This window comes from Herpetosiphon llansteffanensis, assembly GCF_003205875.1.
Classification (GTDB): domain Bacteria; phylum Chloroflexota; class Chloroflexia; order Chloroflexales; family Herpetosiphonaceae; genus Herpetosiphon; species Herpetosiphon llansteffanensis.
On sequence record NZ_PUBZ01000011.1, the window covers coordinates 1 to 23438 of the forward strand.

Genomic DNA, 23438 nt, shown 5'->3' on the forward strand with positions numbered 1-23438 from the left:
ATCCCTAACCCCCGACCCCCAACTTACAAATAGCGCTCGAAAAACTCGGCCACTCGTTTAACATAGGCTGGCCGATCGGCGAAATACGCGCCACAATGCGGCATATCTTCAACGATCCACAGTTCTTTGGGGCCTTGGGCGGCAGCATGCAAATCGTAGGCATCGATCAGCGGAATCACGGTGTCGCCAGTGCAGTGAATAACCAGCAAAGGCCGTTGACCATAGCGAATCAAGGCCTCGATTGGCCGCACCGCTTCAAAGCGATAACCATAGCGTTGCGCTGTAATCTGGTCGGCCAACGCGCGCAAGGGACGACGGGGCAAACGTCGATTAGCAAAGGCAAAATCAACCAAATTAGCCATTTCAGCAAAGCTGCTATCGGCAACCACTGCCTTAACTGCCGGTTGATCGGCGCTGCCCAACAGGCTCACAGCCGCACCCATCGAATAGCCAATTACCCCAATTTGGGCCGCTGGCATGCGCTCTTGCACATAGTTGATCGCGCCGTGCAAATCGCCAACTTCGTGGTAGGCCAACGAACAAATCGAATCATCGCTATCGCCACGCCCGCGAAAATCGAAAATTAATACATTCATGCCAGCGCGCCACAAGCCCGAGCCAATGCCCAGCAACTCATCTTTGCGCCCGCGATGGCCGTGGCAGCCAATTACAACGCGCTTGCTTTCAGGCCGCGCCAGCCACCAAGCCCGAATTTGCAGGCCATCGACCGAAGCAAATCGCACTTCTTCCCAATCAACGCCAGTTTCAAACGGCGTGAAGGCAAACAATGTTTCGCGTTTGAGCGCAGCGGTTGGGCCGCTCAAGCGATGGGCAGCATAGGCGGCAATGCCTGCAAGCGTACTAGCGGCGGCACTTAGGCCAGCTCCAAGCAATAATTTACGTTTCATACTTACTCGATACTAAAGACCATCTCAACATCGCCAATCCGAATGCGGTCGCCTGGCCGCAGATGGTGTGGTTGATAGGCGGTCATCGGCACGCCGTTGATGCTTGTACCATTAATGCTGCCCAAATCAATTAATAAATGATGATCGCCCTGTTGCTCAATCACAGCATGGCGACGGGAAGCTACGCCACGATCATGCTCAGCCAAATCGATCTCAGGATGATGATTTTGGGCTGGATCGCGTCGCCCAATGCGACATGGAAAATGAGTTAATGCCAATTCCCAAACCGCACGCGGCGAGGTAATCACCAGCTTTGGCACAGCCCGCTTGATTGCAGCACCACAACCAGCGCAAAATCGGGCATTCGGCTTATTCATCCGCCCACATTGATCGCAAATTGGGCCATTGGCCTGCGGTGGCGGCGACCAAGCTGGAGTCTGGACTGGTGGAGCCCACGATGGCACTGATTGCTGTGGCACTGGTTGCGGCACAGGCTGCGCCATCGGTTGCTGATAATTTGGCTGCTGCGGCGCACCCCACGCTGGCGCAGGATTTGGATTCTGGCTGCCCCACGCTGGCGCAGGGTTTGGATTACCCCAGGCTGGCGCTGGATTTGGATTCGGATTGCCCCACGCAGGATCAGGATTGTTAAACACTGGCGCTGGCGTTGGCATCATCGTTGGATCATCAAGCTTATCGGGCACAATAACGCCACGATCGACCGCCAACAAGGCTTGCTCAAATGAAGCCATCGTTTGAAAGCGCTTATCGCGATCCATCGCCATGGCCTTGATAATCACCTGTTCCATCTCCGGCGTAACCGATTGATTATGTCGAATTAACGAGCCATCTTTGGGCGTTTGCAGCGGCACAGGCGGCAAGTTGGTGAGCATATGCAGCAAGGTCGCGCCCAAAGCATAAATATCGGCGCGGGCATCAGTTTGGCCCTTGCCATACTGCTCTGGCGGCGCATAGCCTGCCGAACCCATCGCCACCGTATCTTTGCTTTTATTGGTTTTGTAAGTACGCGCCACGCCAAAATCAATCAGTTTAATAATGCCCTCAGGCGTAAGCATCACATTTGGTGGCTTCATATCGCGGAAGATAATTGGTGGATTTTGGGTGTGCAAATAATTCAACACCCGCGCAATTTGAATCCCCCAATTGACCACATCGCGTTGAAAAAATGGCGCATTGGTTTCACGCTGCTTATCTTCAAGCGTTTTGCCTTGCACAAACTCCATCACCAGCGTCGGGCGACCAGCCTGATCAAAAGAATCGATCACTTTGGGCAAGTTTGGATGATCGAGCGTTTGCAACAATTGCGATTCTTGGTCGAAAAGCTTGCGATTTTCGGCAATCTCCTCTGGGGCAGCCTCAACTGGTGGACGCATCTCTTTAAGTGCCCAAGTCGAGCCATCACTCATGCGCTCGCAGCGATAGACCGCGCCCATGCCGCCGCGCCCGATGAGGCCGAGAATCCGATATTGATCACGTTGTCCTTGAACTATCGTGCCATCAGGCAGCAAATCAGCAAACACAGTTTCTCCCGCCGCTACATGATTGCGTAGCTTGTATTATCAACGATTGATACGTCAAAAGTCAAAGGGTGGTGGCAATCATTAATCAAGAATTAAGCATTAAATTGCTCAAAAAGCATGCAAGAAATCATTTTAAATTGCACCTATATCTAAGTAAAGGCTCATGCTTAGCCCTGCTTGCGAGCCTACAACTTAACTTCCAGCATTGTGCCAAGCCACTTCAACTATACCACGCTCTTTCACTCGTTAGCTCTCTGAGGAGTTGTGATGACGAATTCTTTACTACTTATCTCGATTGGCCCAGTTCAAGATTTCATTGCGAGTGCACGTCGGACTCGCGACCTCTGGTTTGGTTCATGGTTGCTTAGCGAAATGGCCAAAGCGGCAGCGAAAAGTATTTATGAAACGCAGGGGAAAGAAGCACTAATCTTTCCCTATCCAACCAATCTACCTCAAGATTTAGAGCCAAACAGTGCATTCAATGTGCCCAACAAAATTCTCGTCAAAATTAAAGACGATCCCAAAGTCCAAGCAGTTTTAGCCCACCAAGCTTTAACCACTCGTTTAAATGAGATTCGTGAGGGAGCATTCGCCAAAGTAACAGGTAGGTTTGAGCAAACACAAGCCGAAGAACAAATTGATGCCTTAGTTGAATTCAATTGGGTTTCCCTACCCTTATCAAGCGATGCTAAATATGGCGAAACCCGCAAGCAGCTTGAGCACTTGATGGCGGCGCGCAAAAATACCCGTAACTTTGGCAAGGTAACGTGGGGTGATAACGTGCCAAAATCCTCAATCGACGGCGAACGCGAATCGGTGATTAATGAACGATTCTATCCACCTGCTGGTTTAGTCAATACCTCACCAGAATACGCCAAAATCGTTGCCAATCTCTATCGCAATTATGGAATCAACGTTGGCGAACGTTTATCAGGCGTAGATATTCTCAAACGTCATGGTTATACGACTATAAATAGTGACCAAACTCGATTTTTAAGCACTTCGCATATGGCAGCAGGTTCATTTTTTGAACGCCTAGAACTGGTAAATAAACAATTATTTCGCAAAGCATTTAATGAATATCTCCGAAAACTTCCCTGGAGAACAAGAAAATCTGAAAGGTTAATGCATAAAGAACCCCAATCACTGCTTGGCTATTACGACGGATCACTATTATTTACTGAAAGATTCAACGATACATTAGAAGGTGATGATTTATCTGATGCCCAAAAAGCACTCGAGACATTTTATCGAGATCTAGGAATTAAACAACGCCCCATTCCCTACTATGCCATTTTGCATGCTGATGGCGATGCGATGGGGAGTGTAATTAATTTTCAATCGGATCTAATTAAACATCAAGCTATTTCTAAGCAACTAACGCTGTTTGCAGGAGCTGTTAAAACAATAGTTGATTCTGAATTTCAAGGAGCCTTAGTTTATTCAGGTGGCGATGATGTTTTAGCATTTTTACCATTACATACAGTGTTAGCCTGCGCAAAACAATTAGCTACTACATTTGCAGAGTTGCTAGGTGAATTTAAAAATGAAGAAGGATGTTCGCCAACGCTCTCGGTTGGCATTGCAATTGTTCACCACTTGGAGCCATTATCCGATGCCTTGGAGTTGGCACGCGCCGCCGAGAAAAAAGCCAAAGGTATTGCAGGCAAAAATGCGCTGGCTATCAACCTGAGCAAACGTGGCGGCGCAGACAGAATTATCGCAGGATCATGGGTTAATGCTGAGGGAAAACTTCCGCTCTATGAACGGCTCAAAAAGTTAATTGAATGGCATCAAGTAGATCAGATTCCTCTTGGCTTTGCTTTTGAACTGCATGATTTATCCATCCGATTAAAAGACTTGCCTGCCGAAATTTTTCGCGCCGAAGCCAAACGAATTATCGAGCGCAAACATACCAGCAACGGGGTAAAAGTTGCTGATGGGATTGCTGAACAATTACTTAAAATAGTTAATGATTTATTGGAAGATGAAAATACCAAGCCGCATTCCATTATTCAGCAATTTGCTGATGAAGTAATTATTGCGGAATTTATTGACAAAGCCAACAAATTGACTACAGGCGAATAATATTCGGATCAACAGGATTTCAAGGAGTTAATTGATGTCACGAAATAAACAACGTCGTGGTTCATCCACAAGAAACCAAGAATCAGAGTCATCAAAACCCAGCACTGGTCAATGGCTGATCGAGCCACGCGACCCGTTGATTGTGCGCGATGGCCGACCATTTAACAACACGCCTGGAGCACGCGCTTATACCCAGTCGTTTCCGCCGCCATCGGTTTTAGCAGGGGTTATTCGTACCCAAGCCGGAAAAAATGACCGTGGTGAATTTAATTTATCCAAAATAGAACTTGTTAAGCAAATACAAATTTATGGGCCTTTATTATTCAAATTACCCAATCCAAATCAAGCAAAAGATGAGCCTGAATTCCTATGCCCTGCACCTGCTGATGCATTGTTATTTGAGCCTGATGTCAAAACCGCAGCCCAAGCAACAGACGATCAACTATCAAAACCTGCGACTGAATCATGGCTCCGCCGATTAGTGCCAATTCAGGCTCATACTGGGTTTAGCAGCGATTTCGATGAACTTGGCTTGGTTGGTTTAGTCGAGGCCGATCCGCGTAAGCCTGCCAAAGAGCAACCTCAATTTTGGTATTGGAAGTATTTTCTGCAATGGTTGCACCATCCAGAAGGGTTGATTGATCAAACCCAAACTTGCTCTGTTCAAAAAAGCACTGATTTGGGCATTAAAGGCTTGTCAATTGATCAACGGACGCATACCCAAATTGATCCTAATCGTCAGAGCGCTGAAGATGGTCGCTTATTTCAAACTCGCGGGCTAACTTTTACCCAAGCGAATGATGGTCAACTTGCCGAGGCCCAACGCCTAGCGTTATTCGTCAAAGCCGATTACAACCAAACCCAGCTTGCAGTCCCAGCAATCAAGCTAGCACCACTTGGCGGTGAACGCCGTTTGGCTACTTGGCATAACGTTCCAACAACCAATTGTTCTCCCTATGATCAAGCAACAATCGATGAAATTGCTACAAAAATTGGGCAAACAGGATTTTGTCGCCTGATTTTGCTCACCCCAGCGATGTTTAGCGAAGGCTATCGACCAACGTGGCTATGCCGTGATGTTGATGGCGTACAGCCAAAACTTGAGGCAATTGCAATCAAACGCGCTCAAGTTATTTCAGGCTGGGATTTAGCAATTCGTAAGGCCAAACCAACTCGCCGCCTAGCTCCCGCTGGCACGGTCTTTTTTCTAGATTTAGATGGGACTTCAACAGCAATTGAAACTTGGGTTCGCAAGCTTTGGATGCAATGCATTAGTGATGATGTACCGAAACCAAATGGATCTGCCAATACAGATAACCAAGAAAAAGAAGTGCATCCAGAGCAAGATCGCCGCGATGGCTTTGGCTTGGCTGTATTTGGAACTTGGGATGGTGAATTTGTTAAACTTAAGGAGCTATTCGATGAATCGTAAACCAACTATTTCCGCACCAGATCCTATAGAGTATCAAGCGCCAAGCGAATTTACCGTTGGCGCACACACCTATATCACCGAAACCCGCAGCTACAAGCTGATCACTCCATTATTTGGTGGTGGCGTTAAGGCTGGTGTAAACGATCCAATCACACCAATTCGCGCTAGTGGGATTCGTGGCCAGCTCCGCTTTTGGTGGCGGGCGATTCGTGGTGGTGGTTATAGCACCATCGATGAATTACGTGCAAAAGAAGCCGAGATTTGGGGTAGTGCCAGCTCGAATAGTGATTCCATCGAATATCAACACCTTTTAAGATCTGTACAAATTAACGTTACTGAGGTTATTCACAGCCAAAACAGGGAAGGAAAGTATCAAATTACTCCGTATAAAGTTATCCCAACCAATCAAGACCCTAATAAATTCATGCCCAGATTTAATCAAAAAACGCCCATCCCTGTCCCTGAATATGCCACATTTCCTCTACAACCAACAACCGATGAAGCACAAGAGATTGGAGAAACAGGTAATTATGATCAAATTAAAAACCTTACCCATAACATCCATTTCGATTTAGAGATTACATATCACAAATGTTTTGAACTTGAAATTCTAGCAGCATTGTGGGCTTGGGAAATGTTTGGCGGCGTTGGTGGTCGTACACGACGTGGATTTGGTTCAATCACCCGAATTGACGGTAGTGAGAAACCGTCATCTGTAGAATCAGCTGAAGGTTGGTTAAAAGAGAAGATCGATGGTTATGCTTTAAAAACCTCCGAATGGATCGAGTATGTACCAAATATTGTTGAAAGTTTTCGTAATAATCAAGTCTTTTTATCTAAAGAGAAATCATTCGATATAAATATATGGATTTCATTAATTGATAAATTGAAGAAATTCCGACATCAACGAATTCAGGATGGAAGAAAATTTGGTAGAAACTATTGGCCTGAGCCAGATTATATACGGAGAATTACTAAGAAAAGATCGTTTACTCATAAAAAAGATATTGTTACAATTAGTAAATTCCCACGTGCTACCTTTGGTTTACCAATAATATTTCACTTTGGAACAAATGGCGATCCTGATGATACAACATTAAATCCTAAAGATTTTGAACGATTTTCAAGTCCTTTAATCATAAAAATAATTCAATGTGCTGATAAAAGTTATCTTGGAATTGTCTTAGTTTTGAGCAAAACTAGAGTTCCTAACCAATTAAAGTTAACACAAGGAACTCAAGAGCTTGCAGATCCAGACAATAATACCAAGACATTTCAACAAAGGTTAACTATTAACGAGGCAACACAAATTAAAAAAATTGAAAATAATCAAGCAGCAGGTTCATTGCTAAATCACCAAACCGATATCCTTGAAGCATTTTTAGCCTATCTTAAGGAAAAGATGCCGAAAGAAAAATAATTACTATCCTTCAAAAATTCTTACTTAAATTAGGAGCATAAATCATGAATCTCACCAAACTTGTTTTTGTCCATGCCCTTTCACCACTTCATGCTGGCACTGGCCAAGGCGCTGGGGTCATCGATTTGCCGATTGCCCGCGAAAAAGCCACCAACTTGCCCTATTTGCCAGGTTCATCACTCAAAGGCCCGTTGCGTGATCGTGCGACTGATATACTGGAAAATAATGTAACACACCGAATTTTTGGGCATTCAGAAGCTGAGAATTTGACCATGGGAGCGGTGCAATTCTCCGATTTACATCTGCTTTGTCTGCCTGTGCGCAGCTTGTATGGCACGTTCGCATGGGTTAGCTCGCCCTACATTCTCAATCGATTTGCGCGCGGGTTAGCCGATACTAATCATTCTCAGCTGAGAGAGTTAGCGCCTATCCAGCTTGATGAAGCAACTCAATGTCTTGTAACCCAAAAATCAAGTCTCACTGCAAATACCAAAGTGTATCTTGAAGATCTTGATTTTATTGCAAAAGATCGACCTGAAGTTAATCAATGGGGATCATTCATCGCTAAGAATCTTTTTGACTCAAATAAAAAAGACGAAAAATATTGGAACGACCTTTTTCTGCAACGCCTGTGCATCGTTCATGATAATGTTTTGAGCTTTTTACTCAACACTGCAACTGAAATAACCGCCCGCATTAGCCTTGATGATAATAAAAAAACTGTTAAGCAAGGCGCTTTATGGTATGAAGAAGCATTGCCAGCAGAATCGATTTTGACTGGTTTGATGTTGATTGCGCCGCCAAAAGCAAACCAAACATATTTGGATGCAATGGCCAGCGATCTTGAGAAGCTTTGCGAAAAACCAATTCAGCTTGGCGGCAAAGCAACCGTCGGGCGCGGTATTTGTCGCGTAATTGTGAAATAGGAGCAATAGCATGAGTAATTCAGTTTTTCAAACCCGCGATCAGAAATTTGCATCAGTAATTTATCAACAAATTCAAGAAATTAAGCAACAACCTGTAGCTAATCAGAAACGTTATGGTGTAATAGCCCATCAATTACCTATATTAATTAGAACTGCTGGTCTTGCTCAAACTTTAGTATTTATTAGTTCAAGGAGTAAGAAAAAGGAAACTGGCAAAGAAGATGAATTTAGTTTATTCCTAAGTCATCTTACAAAAACAATAAATCTAGATACGCCAGATATCGTTCAATATACCATTCAGGTAGATCTATCAAGTTATATGTACATAACACAACAGTTGCTTGATGCGTTGTTATGGTATAAACGCTTTGCCCAAAGCATACTTGGGGTTGATCCAACCGATCAACTCGATGAAAAGCAGGGAGATGAAGAATGAGAAGTAGTTTAAAGATTAAATATGAGCACCTTTCAATCGAAAATAAGCCTATTGATTGTAATGCAGGCTTATGGCTTGATCGGTATTTGCCCCAACAAGACGGAAAATCTTCAATTAAACCTGATGAATGCACATCGGATAATCCATTAACTGAACATTTTTGTAGAGTTGCCAACATCGCCAATAAACAAGACCAAACTGGAATCTATGAACGGTTTTTTAAGCGCTGGAAGGCTAGTTTACGCGCCATAGATGGAATTTGTTTGCTAGAAGCAACCGTACTTGGCCGGATGGTGGTTGGGCTAGGGGCCGAAAGTGTGCTCGAAAACTCAATTGCTTTGCAGCACACCTATGGCATGCCTTACATTCCAGGCAGCGCCTTGAAGGGATTGGCATCAAGTTTTGCTCACCAACGCCTTGGCCAAGGAGCTGCCAATGCTGATAGCCTCAACGATTGGGCGAAGGGTGGCAAATTTCATCGCGAATTATTTGGCACAACCGAGCTAAGTGGCTGTGTAAGCTTTTACGATGCCTTGTATATTCCCAACTCTGCCAAAGAACATGGCGGCCCCTTGCATCCTGATGTGATTACGGTGCATCATCCTGAGTATTATCAAGGCAAGAAAAAGCTTAATCCCGGTAATGATGAGGCCCAAAGTATTCCGCCAGCCGATTGGGATAGCCCGACAATTATTTCGTTTCTCAGTGCCACAGGTAAATATTTGGTAGCACTCAGCGGAGCAGAAGGTTGGCGTGATGCCGCCCGAACTATCCTAGCCAATGGCCTCACGCATATGGGTGTTGGCGCAAAAACCTCAAGTGGCTATGGACGGATGAAACTTGCAGACTATCAAGGTTAATTAGGTTATTGAAAGGAATCAATCATGGCAAAAATTAAGGCAATTAGCTTCTTAGGGATAAATAATTATCAATACACGAACTATACACTCAATACACAAATTGCAACAACCCATAAATTCTTTGGCGCAACACTAACCGAGTTCTTCCCTGAGATCGATGAAATCTATATTGTTATGACAAAAGAAGCAAGAGCAAAACATTGGGATAGTCCTGAAGCAGATAATTTACAAAAAACACTCGCTAAACAAACAATTATTGCCACACCAATCGACATCAAGTCAGGCCAAAATGAAGCCGAGTTATGGGAAATATTCGGCAAAACTATTAAAAGAATTAATTCCGATGATCAAATTATTTTTGATATTACCAATGCTTTTCGCTCACAACCTGTTTTAGTCTTGATTATGGCAGCATTTTTGAAAGTCGTTCGCAATGTAGAGATAAAAGCGTTAGTTTATGGTGCATTTGAGGCCAAAGAATCTATTATTCTTCCTAATGGAGAAATTAAATTCCCCAATGATGATCCAGCAACGAAAACTCCGGTTTTCGACTTGACTCCATTTTTAACCCTGCTTGACTGGACGACCGCCACCAATACCTTTCTCCAAACTGGCCGCGCAGAGCAATTGACCAAGCTGGCAGAATCGTTTGAAAATCAAGCCGTCAAAGATTTTGCTGAGCAAATGCAAACCCTCTCCCAGGAATTGCTAACCACTCGCCCAGTTGGCGTGATTCAAGCTGCCTCGGGCTTTGAGCAAGCCTTAGCCAAGGTTGATGTCGCTGTTCAACAAGACCCAGCAATGCAGCCATATCAACAATTGTTGGAACGCATCAAGGCTGAATATAGCTCGTTTGCGATTGTCGATGAACCAGTTGCAGCATTAACTGACGCTTATACGGCAGCTCGCCATCAACAACGAGCTTTTTTAGCAGTTCAACTTGATATGATTAAGTGGTATCTCGAAAAGGGATTGCCAATTCAAGCCATGACTTTAGCCCGTGAGTGGTTGGTTTCGCTAGCTATGTATTATCAAGGTTGCGACGGATTATTTGAGCATTCACAACGTGATACGATCAAATCTTGGATTAGTAATGCTCGCCATTCCACTAACCGATCTATTCAAGGTAAGCTTAAGATCTATGTCGCCGAAATACATGAGATTTGGAAAAATTTTATCTTTGATGCCTCAAGTGACGGAAGTTTAGTAATTAATATCCCTAATCTTAGAAATGATATAGCCCATTGTGGAATGGATGAACCTAAGGCTCAGACAGCAAAGTTTATCATTGAAAAAAGTCAAGTTTTATATGATAAATTGAAAAGTATTCTTCATTAATTATTATTTTAACTCAAGGAGTCTTATATGAAAATTCTTTTATCTCTAGTCGGAGCGCAACCCTTGCCGAATCTTATCCCTATCTATCACCTTAAACCAGATTTAGCAATGCTGATTTATACTAATGAAACAGTTAAAAAAGCGAATAACACCGTAGATCTTTTAAAATCAAAAAATATTGAAACTGAAATTGTATCTACGAATTCTTATGATATACCGATGATCACCCAGCAGATAGAAGAAAGCATTTCTAAGCTGAAAGAAGGTAATGAAATTTATTTCAATGTTACTGGAGGAACTAAACCCATGTCTTTTGCCGCTTCTCAAGTGGCACGGAAACATAACTTTCCTGTGGTTTATCTTGAGAGTGAAGCAGGAAAAAGTAAATTGTATACATATGATTGGAAAGATTTTGAATTTCATCTAGTGCAAGAAACTTCTATACCACCTTATATAACCCTAGAGGATTGGCTAGATGTTCATTTAGGTTTAGGAAATTGGTCTATAGAGCAAGCAAAAGAGCCTTTTGAACAAGCAGTTATCGCTATATTAGAGAAAAATAATATTGAAATATTATCGGCTATAAGTTCTTTGTCTGGACAACTTGAGCTAGATGTCATTTATCGTAATGGTAATCACTTCGGCATTATTGAGATTAAACATGGTAAAAAAGGTACAAAAATTGAAGGTACGAGACAGCTTAATACAACGGGTTTACAATTAGGTATTTATTCGAATAAAATACTGATTATTACGGAAAAACCCGGCAAATCCCAATTAGCACTAGCAGATGCATCAAATGTAAAAATTATTTCAATCAATTTTGATGGTTCAACTATTGATGAAGAGTCTGAAGCAAAAATATTAAATACTATTAAGAGATAATGTTTGAGTGGAATTTACCAAAGGAAAGCCTATGCTCCTGATTAACTTTGCCCACCCATTGACTGATGCGCAGTTTAGCCAAGTAGTAACAATCGTTGATGAAACGCCGCAACTGTGTTTTGTCGATACCCAAGTTAGCCGGATGCGGCCTTTGGCTGAGGTTGCTTACGATTTAGTCGAAAGCGTTGGCTTGAAAACCGCCGATTGGCAAACTGTGCCGATTATTATCAACCCTCCAGGTTTGGCTCCGCTGGCCTTGGCGGTTATCGCTGAGCTGCATGGGCGTTCAGGCTATTTTCTGCCAATTATCAATATGCGGCCTGTACCAAACACAACTCCCACAGTGTTTGAGGTGGCTGAAATTTGCAATTTGGATGCGATTCGCCAAGTTGCGCGCACACGGCGCATTCCCAAACTATAGTACCAATGTAGGGCATAGATGAGTTTGATTCTATGCCCTGCGCTTGAACTTAGCTAAAGCGCCCAACATAGACCGTTGTGGTGTATAAAAAGGCGACGTTGCCCGCAACTTGATGCTGTTCCCATGCGTCGATGAGGCCTTGACGCAAGGCTTGGTAGCTTGGTTGCTCAGGCGTTGGCGTGTACGACGACGAAAATGCGCGGCCAAGCAAGCCAGCTTGATCAAAATATTGGGCATTTTGGGCGGTGTAGCAGGCTGGTTGCTGGCCAAAAAAGTCGCTAATCAATTGCGGCTCGATATTGGTGTGTTTGACGCTCGAATAATCGGTGCCAAATTGGTGTAAGAGCGCTTCGTATTGACGCAAAAATGGCGTAGCATCAAGCGCGCGTTGGTTCCAAATTAGCGCAACCCAGCCTTCAGGCCGCAAAATTCGCTGCCATTCGCGGCGCGTAGCATTTGGCTCAAACCAGTGAAACGCTTGGGCTGCCGTAATCCAATTGACGCTCTGATCAGCTAAACCAGTGGCTTCAGCACTACCATCAAGCGCCTGAAATTGCGGATAACGCGCTGCAAGTTGTAAGCTGGCTTCGCGCATCGGCGCGTTTGGCTCAATGGCATACACCGTTGCGCCATGCTCTAATAATTGCTCGCTCCAAATGCCCGTGCCAGCCCCAATATCGGCCACGATTGAGCTTGAGCCAAAGCCATGCTGCTGGTGCAATGGCCCAAAAATTTCGCTCGGGTAGTTCGGGCGAAATTGCACATAATCGGCAACCCGATTGCTAAACCGTTGACGGTTATCGCTCATTGTCGGTCTCCTTCACACTACACTTAGCTGCGAAAGCTATACCACCATTCAACCACCAGCAACGCCAACGCCAAGCCAATCAAAATTGGCCATAATGGCGTGCCTTGGGGTGCTAAGCGGTCGCCCTCAGGCTGAGCAATTTGACTGATTGTTGGTTGGCTTTGTTGCTGAAGATTCGATTCTTGGGGATCGCCAAAATTAACCGCTATCCCGCCGCGATTGCTGCCAACCACCCGATATAAACCAGCTTGGTTCAGCCGTTGATCGAGCGCTTGCGTCTGGCCATCAGGGCGAGTTAATGGTGTATTCGGGGCAAAACTGCCAGCGGCCAGCTGCTCAGGCAACGATCCGCCCGTGAGGTTGGCAATGCTCGCTGCGGTCAACAAGGGGAAGGCCAATTTGGCGCTGAGATTAGCATTATCCAAATTAAACAACCAAACAATGGTTGCTTGCTCTTGCCACGTGCCACGCAACACCAAGGGCAGTTGGGTATCGGTTTCGATCACACTGGTCAGACCAGTTGGAATATTCTCGCGGGTCATTGGGCGGCGACCGCCCCATTGCACACTCGACAGATCGATGCCAGCAAAATCGGCATCAAGCACCGCACTGCTTGCCTGTTCGCCTAAAATGCTATCCTCGGTGAGCAAACGCTCGTCGCGCGGTGGATTGACAATCAACAGCGCACTGCTGGGCAATTGCGCAGGCAATACACCATTCAGCACGGTCAAATCAACCCGCTGATTGCTAACACCCGTGCCAACACTCAGCTCGATATTCGGCAAACTGCGCAGCATACGTTCCAGCGGCGATGGCGTTAATGTTGCCAAATGCACCCGCAACGAGCCAGAGCGATCAAGCGACACCAGCGCCCGATCATCAACCGCATAATCGTCGTTGGGGCTAAGTTGCAATTCGGCCAATTCGCCAGCGACCACTTCCCATGTACGTTCTTCACTACCACCAGGCTGAATCACGATATTTTGCTCGGATTCAAGCTCGCCATCAAGCAATAAGGTTAATGTGCGGGCTGCTGGCAAATCGCTAAAATTAGTCACACGGGCATAGAGTGCATTGCGTTGGTTGGGCAAGCGGCGGCTAGCAAAGGTCACAATCCCGCTGTTGGCAGTGCTTTCGCCCAGCGTGCGCCACTCCAATTCGGCGGTAACCGAGAGCGCTGCACTACTGGCAGGCAAGACTCCATCGCTCAAAACTAGCATTTGATTTTGGCGATCGTTGGCGAGCGTGGCGTTGGCAATGCTCAGCGCTTGAGCCAGATTGGCGTTATTGCCAGCAGGCGCAAGCTCGGCCACAATTTGGCGCAATTGTTGGCGCTCTGCATAGCCACCATAACCGAGTAAGCGGGCTTCGTGGTTCAGCTCAACCAAAGCCACACTATCGTCACGGCCCAAATCGCCAAGCAAAGCTTGGGTTTGTTGCTGGGCTTGCGCAAAGGTGCCATTCGCCAGCATGCTCGACGTGGTATCGAGGATAATTACGACATGGCGCGGATCGTTGACTCCAAAAATCCAGCTTGGTTGGGTCAAGCCCAAGGCCAAACATGCGGCAACCAAGAGGTGTAACGCCAATAAGAGGGTTAATGGCAATTTGCGTTGCTGGCGCTCAGGTGGTGGTTTGAGCGCCGCCCACAGCCGAATTGTGGGAATTCGCAGGCGCTGACGGCGCTGCCGCACCATATGCAAAATTGCAATGATTGGCAACGAAATTAAGCCAATTAAGCCCAATGGGACAAGCAAATTCATAAGGCTCGATGCTTCACAAGCATCTCGGTGCAGGCCCAGATGATTGCGCTGAATGAACAAACAGCATGGTGTTGATAGCACCATGCTGTCGTATTATAACGAGCTTTTGGGTCGCAGCGAAAGCAATGAAGAAGAAAATACTACAATCCCAAGGCTAGCGCTGTGGTAATTCGCGCATAAAGGTTTGTTGTTGCTCATCAATCGCGTGTTGCAATTGATTGCGCGAGAGCATGCCCGAAAGCACCAGTAACTCGCCAACCTGAAAATGCTGGCCGCGCACTTTCAAATCTGCTTGGCGGGCAATAACCTGATTCAGTTGGGTGCGCGTAATCAGGCCTTGTTCAATCAGATGGTCGCCCAAGCGATTGACTGTGCTGGCATGGCCACCTTGAGCGCGAGCCATTTTTTGCACTTCCAAAACTTTGCCAAGCGCTTGGGTGGTCAGCCAGCGGCGGCGCAGCAGAATATCGCCCAGCGGCACGATTCGGCCATAGCGGGCCTCTTGAGCTTGCTCACTCAACGCTGCATCTAGCTGTGCTTGCTTGATAAAACGCTGCTCAACTAAATATTCGCCTAAGCGTTTAACCACCGACACTGGTTTTTCAACCGGCGCGGCAGGTGGCGTTTGATCAACCACAACTTGCAAGCGCAAGAATTCTAAGCCCATGAGCGCAGCTTCGTTCGTTGGGTCAAGCTCTAGCACCCGCTGCAAACAATCGCGGCGTTTTTCTGGCTCCTCCAAAACCCCGCTGAGCCACAGCCAAGCTGGCGCAAAATCGGGATCGTCATGAATAATTGAAATTAATAAGCTGCGCCCCTCCTCCTTCCGGCCAGTGCTAATCGCAGCACGGGCGTGGGCAAAAAGCGTTTCGATGCTCACAGAATGTCCTTTCAAGCTTAGCCTTTAGCCAATGCTTGGGCAGCAACCAAGAGTGGGTCCCACACCGATGAAAATGGGGGTGCATAACTTAGGTCTTGCCAAGCAAACTCATCTACCGTCATTCTTCCCGCGAGTGCCACCGCTACCACATCAACCCGCTTTGCTACATCGTCGTAGCCAATAATTTGGCCACCCAACAATGTGCCGTCGGCTGCATCGGCAACCAACTTAACCGTAATGGGCCGAGCATTGGGGTAATACCCCGCATGATCGGTTGAATGGATGATTTTGCTACGAACGTGGTAGCCATGGTGGAGAGCTTGCTCAACACTTAATCCGCTCGCGGCAATATGTAAATCGGCAAATTTGGTCACCGATGTGCCAACAACGCCGCGAAATGGTCGCTCGTGGCCTGCGAGAAAGGCTCCGAGGGTTCGACCTTGTTTATTTGCAGTGGTGCCAAGCGGCAAATACACTGGTTTATTTAAGATTCGATGATCAACGGTACAGCAATCGCCAGCCGCAAACACCCTATCGATTGTAGTACGACCTAGTTGGTCAATTTTGATCGCGCCAGCTTCGCCAAGCTCAATCCCGCAGCTTGCAGCTAGTTCGCTATTTGGCTGCACGCCTGTCGCAATAATCACCAGTTCGGCAGGATAATCGACCTTGCCAGCAACCACATGGGTCACAGTATCGGCCTTGCCTTCGAGGCCTTCGAGTGCCGCGCCCAGCGCCAAATGCACACCCGCCGTCTCAAGCCGTTCGATAATTTGCTTGCTCATATCGTCATCAAGCGAGCTTAAAACTGTTTTGCTCCGGTTGATTAAGGTCACGCTAATGCCCAAATCAAGCAAAGCCTCGGCCATTTCTAGCCCGATATAGCCAGCACCAACCACCACCGCATGCTTGGGCTGTTGCTCGTTGATATAGGCTTGAATTGCTAAACCGTCATGCATTGAGCGTAACCGAAAGACACCCTGTAGTTCAATCCCTCGTACTGGTGGACAATTGACCCGCGCGCCAGTTGCCAGCACCAATCGATCAAAATGATCGTGGAATGTTGTATTCGTGGCCAAATTGCGTACTGTCACCCGCCCAGCTGCCACATCAAGATCGGTCACTTCATGTTCGGTTTTCACCGTCACGCCATCGCGGGCAAATTGGGCTGGAGTACGGGCGATTAAGGCTTGATAATCGCTCACCGCGCCACTAATAAGGTAGGGCAAGCCACACGCCGAGTAGGAAACATGCGCTTCGCGGCCATACACACAAATATCCAAATCTGGATTGGTGCGCTTGGCCTTGGCCGCAGCACTCGTTCCGGCGGCGACGGCTCCAATCACGATCACGCGCTCGCTAGCCATTGCAGGCTCCTTTAGCTATGCTACTATTTGGACAGATTGTCACTAGCATGAGACCTTGATTATGCCACTAAGCTCAGCCAATAATCAACCACGTTTGCCAGCCCAACCCAATCGTTTGGGCGCATGGTTGGTGTATCGGGCACTCATTCGGCCAGCTTTGCGCAAAACCTTCGATCAAGTATTGTTCAACGTTGGGTCAGCCAGTGACATCTTGCGCAGCCGCGAGCCAATTTTGTGCTATGTGACCCACACAAGCTGGTGGGATGGTCATCTTGCCTTTGAGTTATTTCGCAACGTCTACCCACGCCGCCATTTTTTGATGATGGAAGAAGCGCAACTCGCCCGTTATTTCTTCTTCCGCTGGTGTGGTTGCTTCTCGGTTAACCGCCAAGAACCGCGTGAGGCCCTGCGCTCAATACGCTACGCCAGCACCCAGCTTCAACACCACAGCCACGCCTTAGTTTGGATCTTTCCGCAGGGCCAAATTATACCGCCAGATCGCCGTCCGCTCCAACTTTTTCGCGGAGTCGCCGATATTGCCACGCGCACTGGTAATGTGTGGTGCTTGCCAGTTGCTTTGCGCTATGAATTTAGCGGCGAACAACGCCCAGTTGCCCTAATTCGTTGCGGCGAGCCAACTTGGGTTGATGCAGGCACACCTCGCGAGCAACTACAACCCCAACTGGAACGCAATTTAACCAGCGCCGCCGACCAACTCCGTGACGAGTGGAATCAACAAGATCTTGCCAATTTTCAGCCAATTATGCAGGGCACATCCTCAGTTAACCATCGCTTCGACCAAATTTTGGGGCCAATCGTGCGCTGGTGGCAACAGTAAGGATTGGGGATCGGTTGTTGGGGGCTGGGGATCGGTTATTAGGGAGCAAACCAGCAAGATTCCTTAACGCAGAGGCGCAGAGCAACGATGGCTATTGGCTTTGGGCTATCGGAGATTTGTTGGAGAAGCTAAAAGCCAATAGCCAATAGCCATTTCCCCTTCGTGCTCTTCGTGGCTAAAAATTTAGGCGATTGGTTGTCGGGGGCTGGGGATCGGACGCTCATCGTAGGCCCAAAGCCAATAGTCAATAGCCAATAGCCATACCCCCTTCGTGCTCTTCGTGGATCAATTTATTAACGCAGAGGCGCAGAGCAGCTTTGGCTATTGGCTGAAGGCTTTGGGCTAGCAGAAACCAAATCCTAAACATCTGTGTCATCTGTGGCTAAAAAATAATCCTTCGTGTAATTCGTGTAATTCGTGGCTAAAAACCTTCGTGGGTTCATTAAAGCCAAACTGCCTCAATCAATCGAGGCAACACCACATCGGCACTGCCCGCCAACGAATAACTTGCAATCCCGCGCAACGGAATATCAGGGTTAATTTCAATCACCGTCTTTTTGCGCCGCAAGGCCCGATGCGGCAACGAAGCAATTGGCTCAACAATCGCCGATGTGCCAATCACCAACGCCACATCACTCGTATCAAACGCATCCTTTGCTGCTTGTAGCATCGCCGCATCCAACAACTCGCCAAACCAAACAATATCAGGCCGCAACGGCGCACCACAAATAGGGCACATTGGCTGCTCAGCATCCCACATTTCAACCAAGCGTCGTTCACGCGAGCAGATTGTGCGCGCCAAACTGCCATGCACCTCGAAAACATTGTTTGAGCCAGCCCGTTGATGCAAACTATCAATATTTTGGGTAAACAGCTTAAATTGTGGCACCAAGCGTTCAAGCTGCGCCACTGCATAATGCCCAGCGTTTGGTTGAGCCGCTTCACATTGGCGCTGCATCGTTTGATACACCTGAAAAACGCCAATTGGATCGCGCTCGAAGCCCGCCAAGGTTGCAACTTTATCAGGATCATAGGCCGTCCAACGAGCATCGGCGGCAGCACTGCGATAGGTTGGGATACCGCTGGGTGCAGAAATACCTGAACCAGTTAATACCACCAATGCTTGGGCCTGACGCAAATGTTGAATTAACTCAGCAGCAAATTCACTCATTGATCACAATCCTTATAACTCAATTAAAAGCACGCTTGTGCTATTTACTACGTGGGATTGTAATAGTAAATTGCACGTGGATAATCAAATTTTATTAACAGTTTATTATTTGCATAATAATTTAGGCCAAAATCTATTGAAATTCGGCTGCGAATGTTTTACTATCATTAAGAGACAGATTTAGGATCGTTGATGCTCTTTAGCAACGCTTCACTTTTGCATTCGACTACTTGAGCAAATGGGTTGTATTTGTGCCTAGCTGTACGTAATTATCATTGCGTGCCGCTATTTTTATGATTTTTGCGCATACCCACTGTGGTATTTGCCGATAAACGTCCTATCAATCCTTCATGCCAAAGGATCGCAAACCATGCAAACCGAACGCGTTAAAAGCCGTGGGGTCTTGCTCAAATTAGCAAGCCATATAGTCCAATTAGCCGTCATTGTCCGCGAAGCCGAAGGTATCAACGATAACGATGCCTACATGGTTGCTGAACAAATTATTGATCATGTGAGTGCCTCGCATCAAGTGCCAAGCCAAGATTGCTGGCCGGTTCAGGTTGTCTGTCGCGCATGGCAAGTGGTTGTGCAACATCAACCAAGCTGCCGTTGCCGCGGAGCCGATATGAATACGGTTGCCGATAAATTGGTTAAACTCGATTGGGTTGCCGTCAACTAACTTCGGCTAATTTCCTCAATTGCTCCAACTCCATGCCAAAAATCGCCAACATGTGGCTCTAGCTCCCGATAGCGTTTTGTTACGGGAGGTATCATCATGTTGGCGAAAGTTTGGAGTTGCGCCGTGGTTGGCCTCGATGGCGCGTTAGTCGAAGTCGAAGTTGATCTCAGTCGTGGTTTGCCGACCTTCACGATTGTAGGCTTGCCCGATACCGCCGTCCAAGAGGCCAAAGAGCGAGTGCGCGCCGCCGTGCGCAATAGTGGCGGCTCCTTCCCCGATAAACGGCTAACCGTCAATTTGGCTCCTGCTGATTTACGCAAAGCAGGCCCAGCCTACGATCTGCCAATTGCTGTCGGTATTTTGCTTGCTTCAGGCCAAATTGCTGCCGATGTCAGCCAAGCAATGTTTGTCGGCGAGCTATCGCTTGATGGAGCCTTGCGCCATACCGATGGAATCTTGCCAATGGTCACGATTGCCCGCCGCGAAGGCTTGCAAACTGTTTACGTGCCGCATTGCGATGCTGCCGAAGCTGCTTTGCTTAGCGATATTACGATAATTCCTGTGCGTTCAATCGTCGATATTGCTGCTCATCTCAATGGCGAGCACTATATCGCAGCCTACGAAGGCCAGCCGCCAGCCCCCGAAAGCCTCAGCTATAACGTCGATTTTGCCGATGTCAAAGGCCAAGAACACGTTAAGCGGGCCTTGGAAGTCGCTGCTGCTGGTGGTCATAATGTCTTGATGAGCGGCCCACCTGGCTCGGGCAAAACCTTACTAGCCCGCTGCGTACCTTCAATTTTGCCGCCGCTAAGCCTCGACGAAGCCTTGGATGTAACCAAAATTTATTCAGTCAAAGGCCTATTGCCCAGCGATCTGCCCTTTATTCGTACTCGCCCATTTCGCTCGCCGCATCACACAATTTCCAATGCTGGCCTCGTTGGCGGTGGCCGCACCCCGCAACCAGGCGAGATTTCGCTGGCCCATCGCGGCGTGCTGTTTCTCGATGAGATGCCCGAATTCAGCCAACAAGTGCTCGAAGTCTTGCGCCAACCGCTCGAAGATCATACGGTGGTGCTGAGTCGCGCGGCAGGAACACTGACATTCCCGGCAAACTTCGTGCTAATAGGAGCTATGAACCCTTGCCCTTGTGGCTATTTAAGTGATCCTACTCGCCAATGCGTCTGCCCACCAGCCGCAATTGCCCGCTATCAAAAACGTATTTCTGGGCCATTACTCGATCGCATCGATATTCATATTGAGGTGCCACGGCTTGAATATGAAAAGCTTGCGAGTGTGCGTACTAGCGAATCATCGGAGCAGATTCGCGAGCGCGTCGTGCTAGCGCGCCAACGTCAAGCTGAACGCTTTTGCAAGCAGCCAATCTTGACCAATAGCGATATGGGGCCAGCCCAATTACGCCAAGCCTGCGAGCTTGATGCCGCCAGCCAAAGCCTGATGAAAGCGGCCATGCGCCAATTACAACTCTCTGCACGCAGTTATCATCGCGTGCTCAAATTGGCCCGTACAATTGCTGATTTGGCTAATCTTGAGCACATTCAACCAGCGCATTTGGCCGAAGCGCTGCAATATCGACCCCGCCGAACTGAATAACGGCTGGTGGTAACATCTGCTAACCAACACAGCGATTGACATCACCCATCAGCCACGTACAATCATCATGAACCGATCGATTGATCAATACGGCGCTTGCTGGTTGCTGGGCAAGCGTGTATATACGTGCCAATGATGCTATTGTTGGCTGAAGGATGGACACGATGCTGGCACAAGCCCCGAAACAATTAAGTAACTTGCGTCATTTAGAGCTACGACGCATGTTTCAGTATGTATATCCGTATCGATGGCGCTTAGCCGTGGCGCTGCTCTGTTTGGCAATTTCTAGTGGCATCGGCCTGATTATGCCGCTGGCAATTCGCAATTTGGTCGAAACCGTCAAAGATGCCTCAAGCACCAGTGCCTTGGATAAGGTTGCGCTGGGCTTGATGGGCGTGTTTATCGCTCAAATGGTGTTTAACTATATTCAAGGCTATTTTCTGACCTACGTTGGTGAACGGGCGGTTGCCGATTTGCGCATTGAGGTTTATTCGCATTTGCAGCGGCTCTCGTTGGCCTTCTTCAGCGAACGCCGCGTTGGCGAATTAACCTCGCGCGTCACCAACGATGTAACGGTGATTCAGGGCATCGGCACAAATGCGGTCGCAGCGTTTTTGCAAAATGGCATTACCTTCATCGGCAGCTTCATTATGATGATCAATCTCAGCTGGCAGCTAACCGCAATTACGCTGCTACTGATTCCATTAATGATTGTACTAGCGATTATTTATGGTCGGCGTATTCGCAATATGTCAACTGAAGTTCAAGATCGCATGGCTGAAGCATCATCAGTGCTTGAAGAAACCATCTCCGGCGTGCGCATTGTGCAATCATTTGCCCGCGAGCCCTATGAAGTTGAGCGATTTAGCGGAGCAATTGAACATGCCTTTTCAGCCTCGATGCGACGAACCAAAACCCGCGCCCAATTTGTGCCAATCGTTTCGTTTTCGGGCTTTGGAGCTTTGGTGTTTGTACTTTGGTTTGGTGGTCGCCAAGTTTTGAATGGCACAATGCAGCTTGGCGATTTAATTGCCTTCTTATTGTATGCAGCGGTAATTGCTGGCTCACTCGGCACATTTACCAGCTTGTATAGCCAGTTGCAAGAGGCGCTTGGCTCGACCGCACGGGTGTTTGGCATTTTGGATACTGCACCTTCCATCGCCAGCAAAACCAACGCGATTACACTGCCGCCAATCGAAGGCGAAATTTACCTTGAAGATGTTTCGTTCAACTACAGCGAAGGCAGCATGCCCGTTTTGAGCAACATTAATCTGCGGGTCGAGCCAGGCGAGGTGATGGCGATTGTTGGGCCAAGTGGCTCTGGCAAATCAACCTTAGTTAACTTGATTCCGCGTTTTTATGATGTTACCAAAGGGCGAATTACGGTTGATGGCTTTGATATTCGCGATGTTGATTTGCCTTCGTTGCGCTCGCAAATTGGCATTGTGCCGCAAGAAACCTTGCTATTTAGCGGCACGATTGCCGATAATATTCGCTACGGTAACCTCGATGCGCCGATGGAAGCAGTCATCGAAGCGGCCAAAGCAGCCAACGCTCACGACTTTATTAGCAATTTCGAGGGTGGATACGAATCAGTTGTTGGCGAGCGAGGGATCAAGCTGTCTGGTGGTCAACGCCAGCGCGTTGCCATTGCCCGAGCTTTGCTCAAAAACCCACGCATCTTAATTTTGGATGAAGCAACCTCGGCCATGGATAGCGAATCGGAAGGCTTGGTGCAAGAGGCCTTAGAACGCTTGATGCAAGGCCGCACGACCTTCGTGATTGCCCATCGGCTTTCAACCGTCAAAAATGCTACCCGCATTGCCGTGATTGAGCATGGCCGCGTGACTGAACTTGGCAGCCATAGCGAACTTTTGGCCCAAGCAGGCACCTACGCTCGGTTGTATCATTTACAATTTGAAAACAACGAAGCAGCAGCAGCTGTGCTAACAGAGTATTAAAATTAAAAGGATTAGACCAAAACAGGACGATCGAGGCTTGCCGTTAAGATAAGTTAGCGTATACTATAAAGACGTATTATGATGCTTTTAACCCACTCTGTGTGG

General features: G+C 47.4%; 20 protein-coding genes. 13 read left to right on the top strand and 7 right to left on the bottom strand.

Annotation, left to right across the window (positions count from 1 at the left end):
- Positions 1–23 precede the first annotated feature (23 nt).
- On the bottom strand, positions 24–908 hold the full coding sequence (locus C5S61_RS00280; RefSeq protein ID WP_110513127.1) for an alpha/beta hydrolase: 885 nt from the start codon (positions 906–908) through the stop codon (positions 24–26).
- Positions 909–910: 2 nt separating this feature from the next.
- Complete coding sequence (locus tag C5S61_RS00285) at positions 911–2449, bottom strand: protein kinase domain-containing protein (protein WP_110513129.1); 1539 nt, start codon at positions 2447–2449, stop codon at positions 911–913.
- Positions 2450–2716: 267 nt separating this feature from the next.
- Here C5S61_RS00285 and cas10 point away from each other — a divergent pair, with 267 nt between their 5' ends.
- Genes cas10 through csx15 form a run of 9 tightly spaced genes read left to right on the top strand, consistent with a single transcriptional unit; the run spans position 2717 to position 12255 of the window.
- Positions 2717–4537: a type III-B CRISPR-associated protein Cas10/Cmr2 gene (gene cas10, locus C5S61_RS00290; protein WP_110513131.1), complete on the top strand. Its 1821-nt coding sequence runs from the start codon at positions 2717–2719 to the stop codon at positions 4535–4537.
- 34 nt (positions 4538–4571) lie between these two features.
- On the top strand, positions 4572–5969 hold the full coding sequence (locus tag C5S61_RS00295) for a type III-B CRISPR module-associated protein Cmr3 (RefSeq protein ID WP_110513133.1): 1398 nt from the start codon (positions 4572–4574) through the stop codon (positions 5967–5969).
- The gene (gene cmr1, locus C5S61_RS00300) at positions 5959–7389 is read left to right on the top strand and encodes a type III-B CRISPR module RAMP protein Cmr1 (protein WP_110513135.1); all 1431 of its coding nucleotides are present in this window, start codon (positions 5959–5961) and stop codon (positions 7387–7389) included. The genes C5S61_RS00295 and cmr1 overlap by 11 nt, the downstream gene beginning before the upstream one ends.
- A 44-nt stretch (positions 7390–7433) precedes the next feature.
- Positions 7434–8315, top strand: a complete 882-nt coding sequence (cmr4, locus tag C5S61_RS00305) for a type III-B CRISPR module RAMP protein Cmr4 (RefSeq protein WP_110513137.1) — start codon at positions 7434–7436, stop codon at positions 8313–8315.
- Positions 8316–8325: 10 nt separating this feature from the next.
- Positions 8326–8751: a type III-B CRISPR module-associated protein Cmr5 gene (cmr5, locus tag C5S61_RS00310; protein WP_110513139.1), complete on the top strand. Its 426-nt coding sequence runs from the start codon at positions 8326–8328 to the stop codon at positions 8749–8751.
- Positions 8748–9611, top strand: coding sequence for a type III-B CRISPR module RAMP protein Cmr6 (cmr6, locus tag C5S61_RS00315; RefSeq protein ID WP_110513141.1), 864 nt, complete (start codon positions 8748–8750; stop codon positions 9609–9611). Before cmr5 ends, cmr6 begins: the two co-directional genes overlap by 4 nt.
- A 24-nt stretch (positions 9612–9635) precedes the next feature.
- Complete coding sequence (gene csx2, locus C5S61_RS00320) at positions 9636–10949, top strand: TIGR02221 family CRISPR-associated protein (protein WP_110513143.1); 1314 nt, start codon at positions 9636–9638, stop codon at positions 10947–10949.
- Between the two features lie 27 nt (positions 10950–10976).
- Entirely contained in the window at positions 10977–11834 is an 858-nt protein-coding gene (locus C5S61_RS00325; RefSeq protein ID WP_110513145.1) for an HFX_2341 family transcriptional regulator domain-containing protein, read from the top strand.
- 31 nt (positions 11835–11865) lie between these two features.
- Positions 11866–12255 (top strand): CRISPR-associated protein Csx15, encoded by a 390-nt coding sequence (gene csx15, locus C5S61_RS00330; protein WP_110513148.1) that lies wholly within the window; start codon positions 11866–11868, stop codon positions 12253–12255.
- Positions 12256–12304: 49 nt separating this feature from the next.
- Here the strand turns inward: csx15 and C5S61_RS00335 are convergent, their stop codons facing one another.
- The 4 genes from C5S61_RS00335 to C5S61_RS00350 form a co-directional block, all read right to left on the bottom strand.
- The gene (locus C5S61_RS00335) at positions 12305–13063 is read right to left on the bottom strand and encodes a class I SAM-dependent methyltransferase (protein ID WP_110513150.1); all 759 of its coding nucleotides are present in this window, start codon (positions 13061–13063) and stop codon (positions 12305–12307) included.
- Positions 13064–13086: 23 nt separating this feature from the next.
- A complete protein-coding gene (locus C5S61_RS00340) occupies positions 13087–14826 on the bottom strand; it encodes a vWA domain-containing protein (RefSeq protein ID WP_164689138.1) in 1740 nt (579 codons plus the stop codon).
- A gap of 154 nt (positions 14827–14980) precedes the next feature.
- Positions 14981–15706: a cyclic di-GMP-binding domain-containing protein, MshE-related gene (locus tag C5S61_RS00345; protein WP_110513154.1), complete on the bottom strand. Its 726-nt coding sequence runs from the start codon at positions 15704–15706 to the stop codon at positions 14981–14983.
- A 17-nt stretch (positions 15707–15723) separates the two neighbouring features.
- Positions 15724–17073, bottom strand: a complete 1350-nt coding sequence (locus tag C5S61_RS00350; protein ID WP_110513156.1) for a CoA-disulfide reductase — start codon at positions 17071–17073, stop codon at positions 15724–15726.
- Between the two features lie 61 nt (positions 17074–17134).
- On the opposite strand from C5S61_RS00350, the gene C5S61_RS00355 reads away from it, so the two are divergent.
- The gene (locus tag C5S61_RS00355; protein WP_110513158.1) at positions 17135–17911 is read left to right on the top strand and encodes a lysophospholipid acyltransferase family protein; all 777 of its coding nucleotides are present in this window, start codon (positions 17135–17137) and stop codon (positions 17909–17911) included.
- Between the two features lie 442 nt (positions 17912–18353).
- Here the strand turns inward: C5S61_RS00355 and C5S61_RS00360 are convergent, their stop codons facing one another.
- Positions 18354–19082 carry an SIR2 family NAD-dependent protein deacylase gene (locus C5S61_RS00360; RefSeq protein WP_110513160.1) on the bottom strand — a complete coding sequence of 243 codons (729 nt, stop codon included), beginning with the start codon at positions 19080–19082 and terminating at the stop codon, positions 18354–18356.
- Between the two features lie 370 nt (positions 19083–19452).
- On the opposite strand from C5S61_RS00360, the gene C5S61_RS00365 reads away from it, so the two are divergent.
- From C5S61_RS00365 to C5S61_RS00375, 3 genes are all read left to right on the top strand, one after another.
- Positions 19453–19761, top strand: a complete 309-nt coding sequence (locus tag C5S61_RS00365; RefSeq protein ID WP_110513162.1) for a hypothetical protein — start codon at positions 19453–19455, stop codon at positions 19759–19761.
- A gap of 96 nt (positions 19762–19857) precedes the next feature.
- Complete coding sequence (locus C5S61_RS00370) at positions 19858–21372, top strand: YifB family Mg chelatase-like AAA ATPase (protein WP_110513164.1); 1515 nt, start codon at positions 19858–19860, stop codon at positions 21370–21372.
- A 164-nt stretch (positions 21373–21536) separates the two neighbouring features.
- Positions 21537–23333 (top strand): ABC transporter ATP-binding protein, encoded by a 1797-nt coding sequence (locus tag C5S61_RS00375; RefSeq protein ID WP_110513165.1) that lies wholly within the window; start codon positions 21537–21539, stop codon positions 23331–23333.
- The last annotated feature ends 105 nt before the right edge of the window (positions 23334–23438 follow it).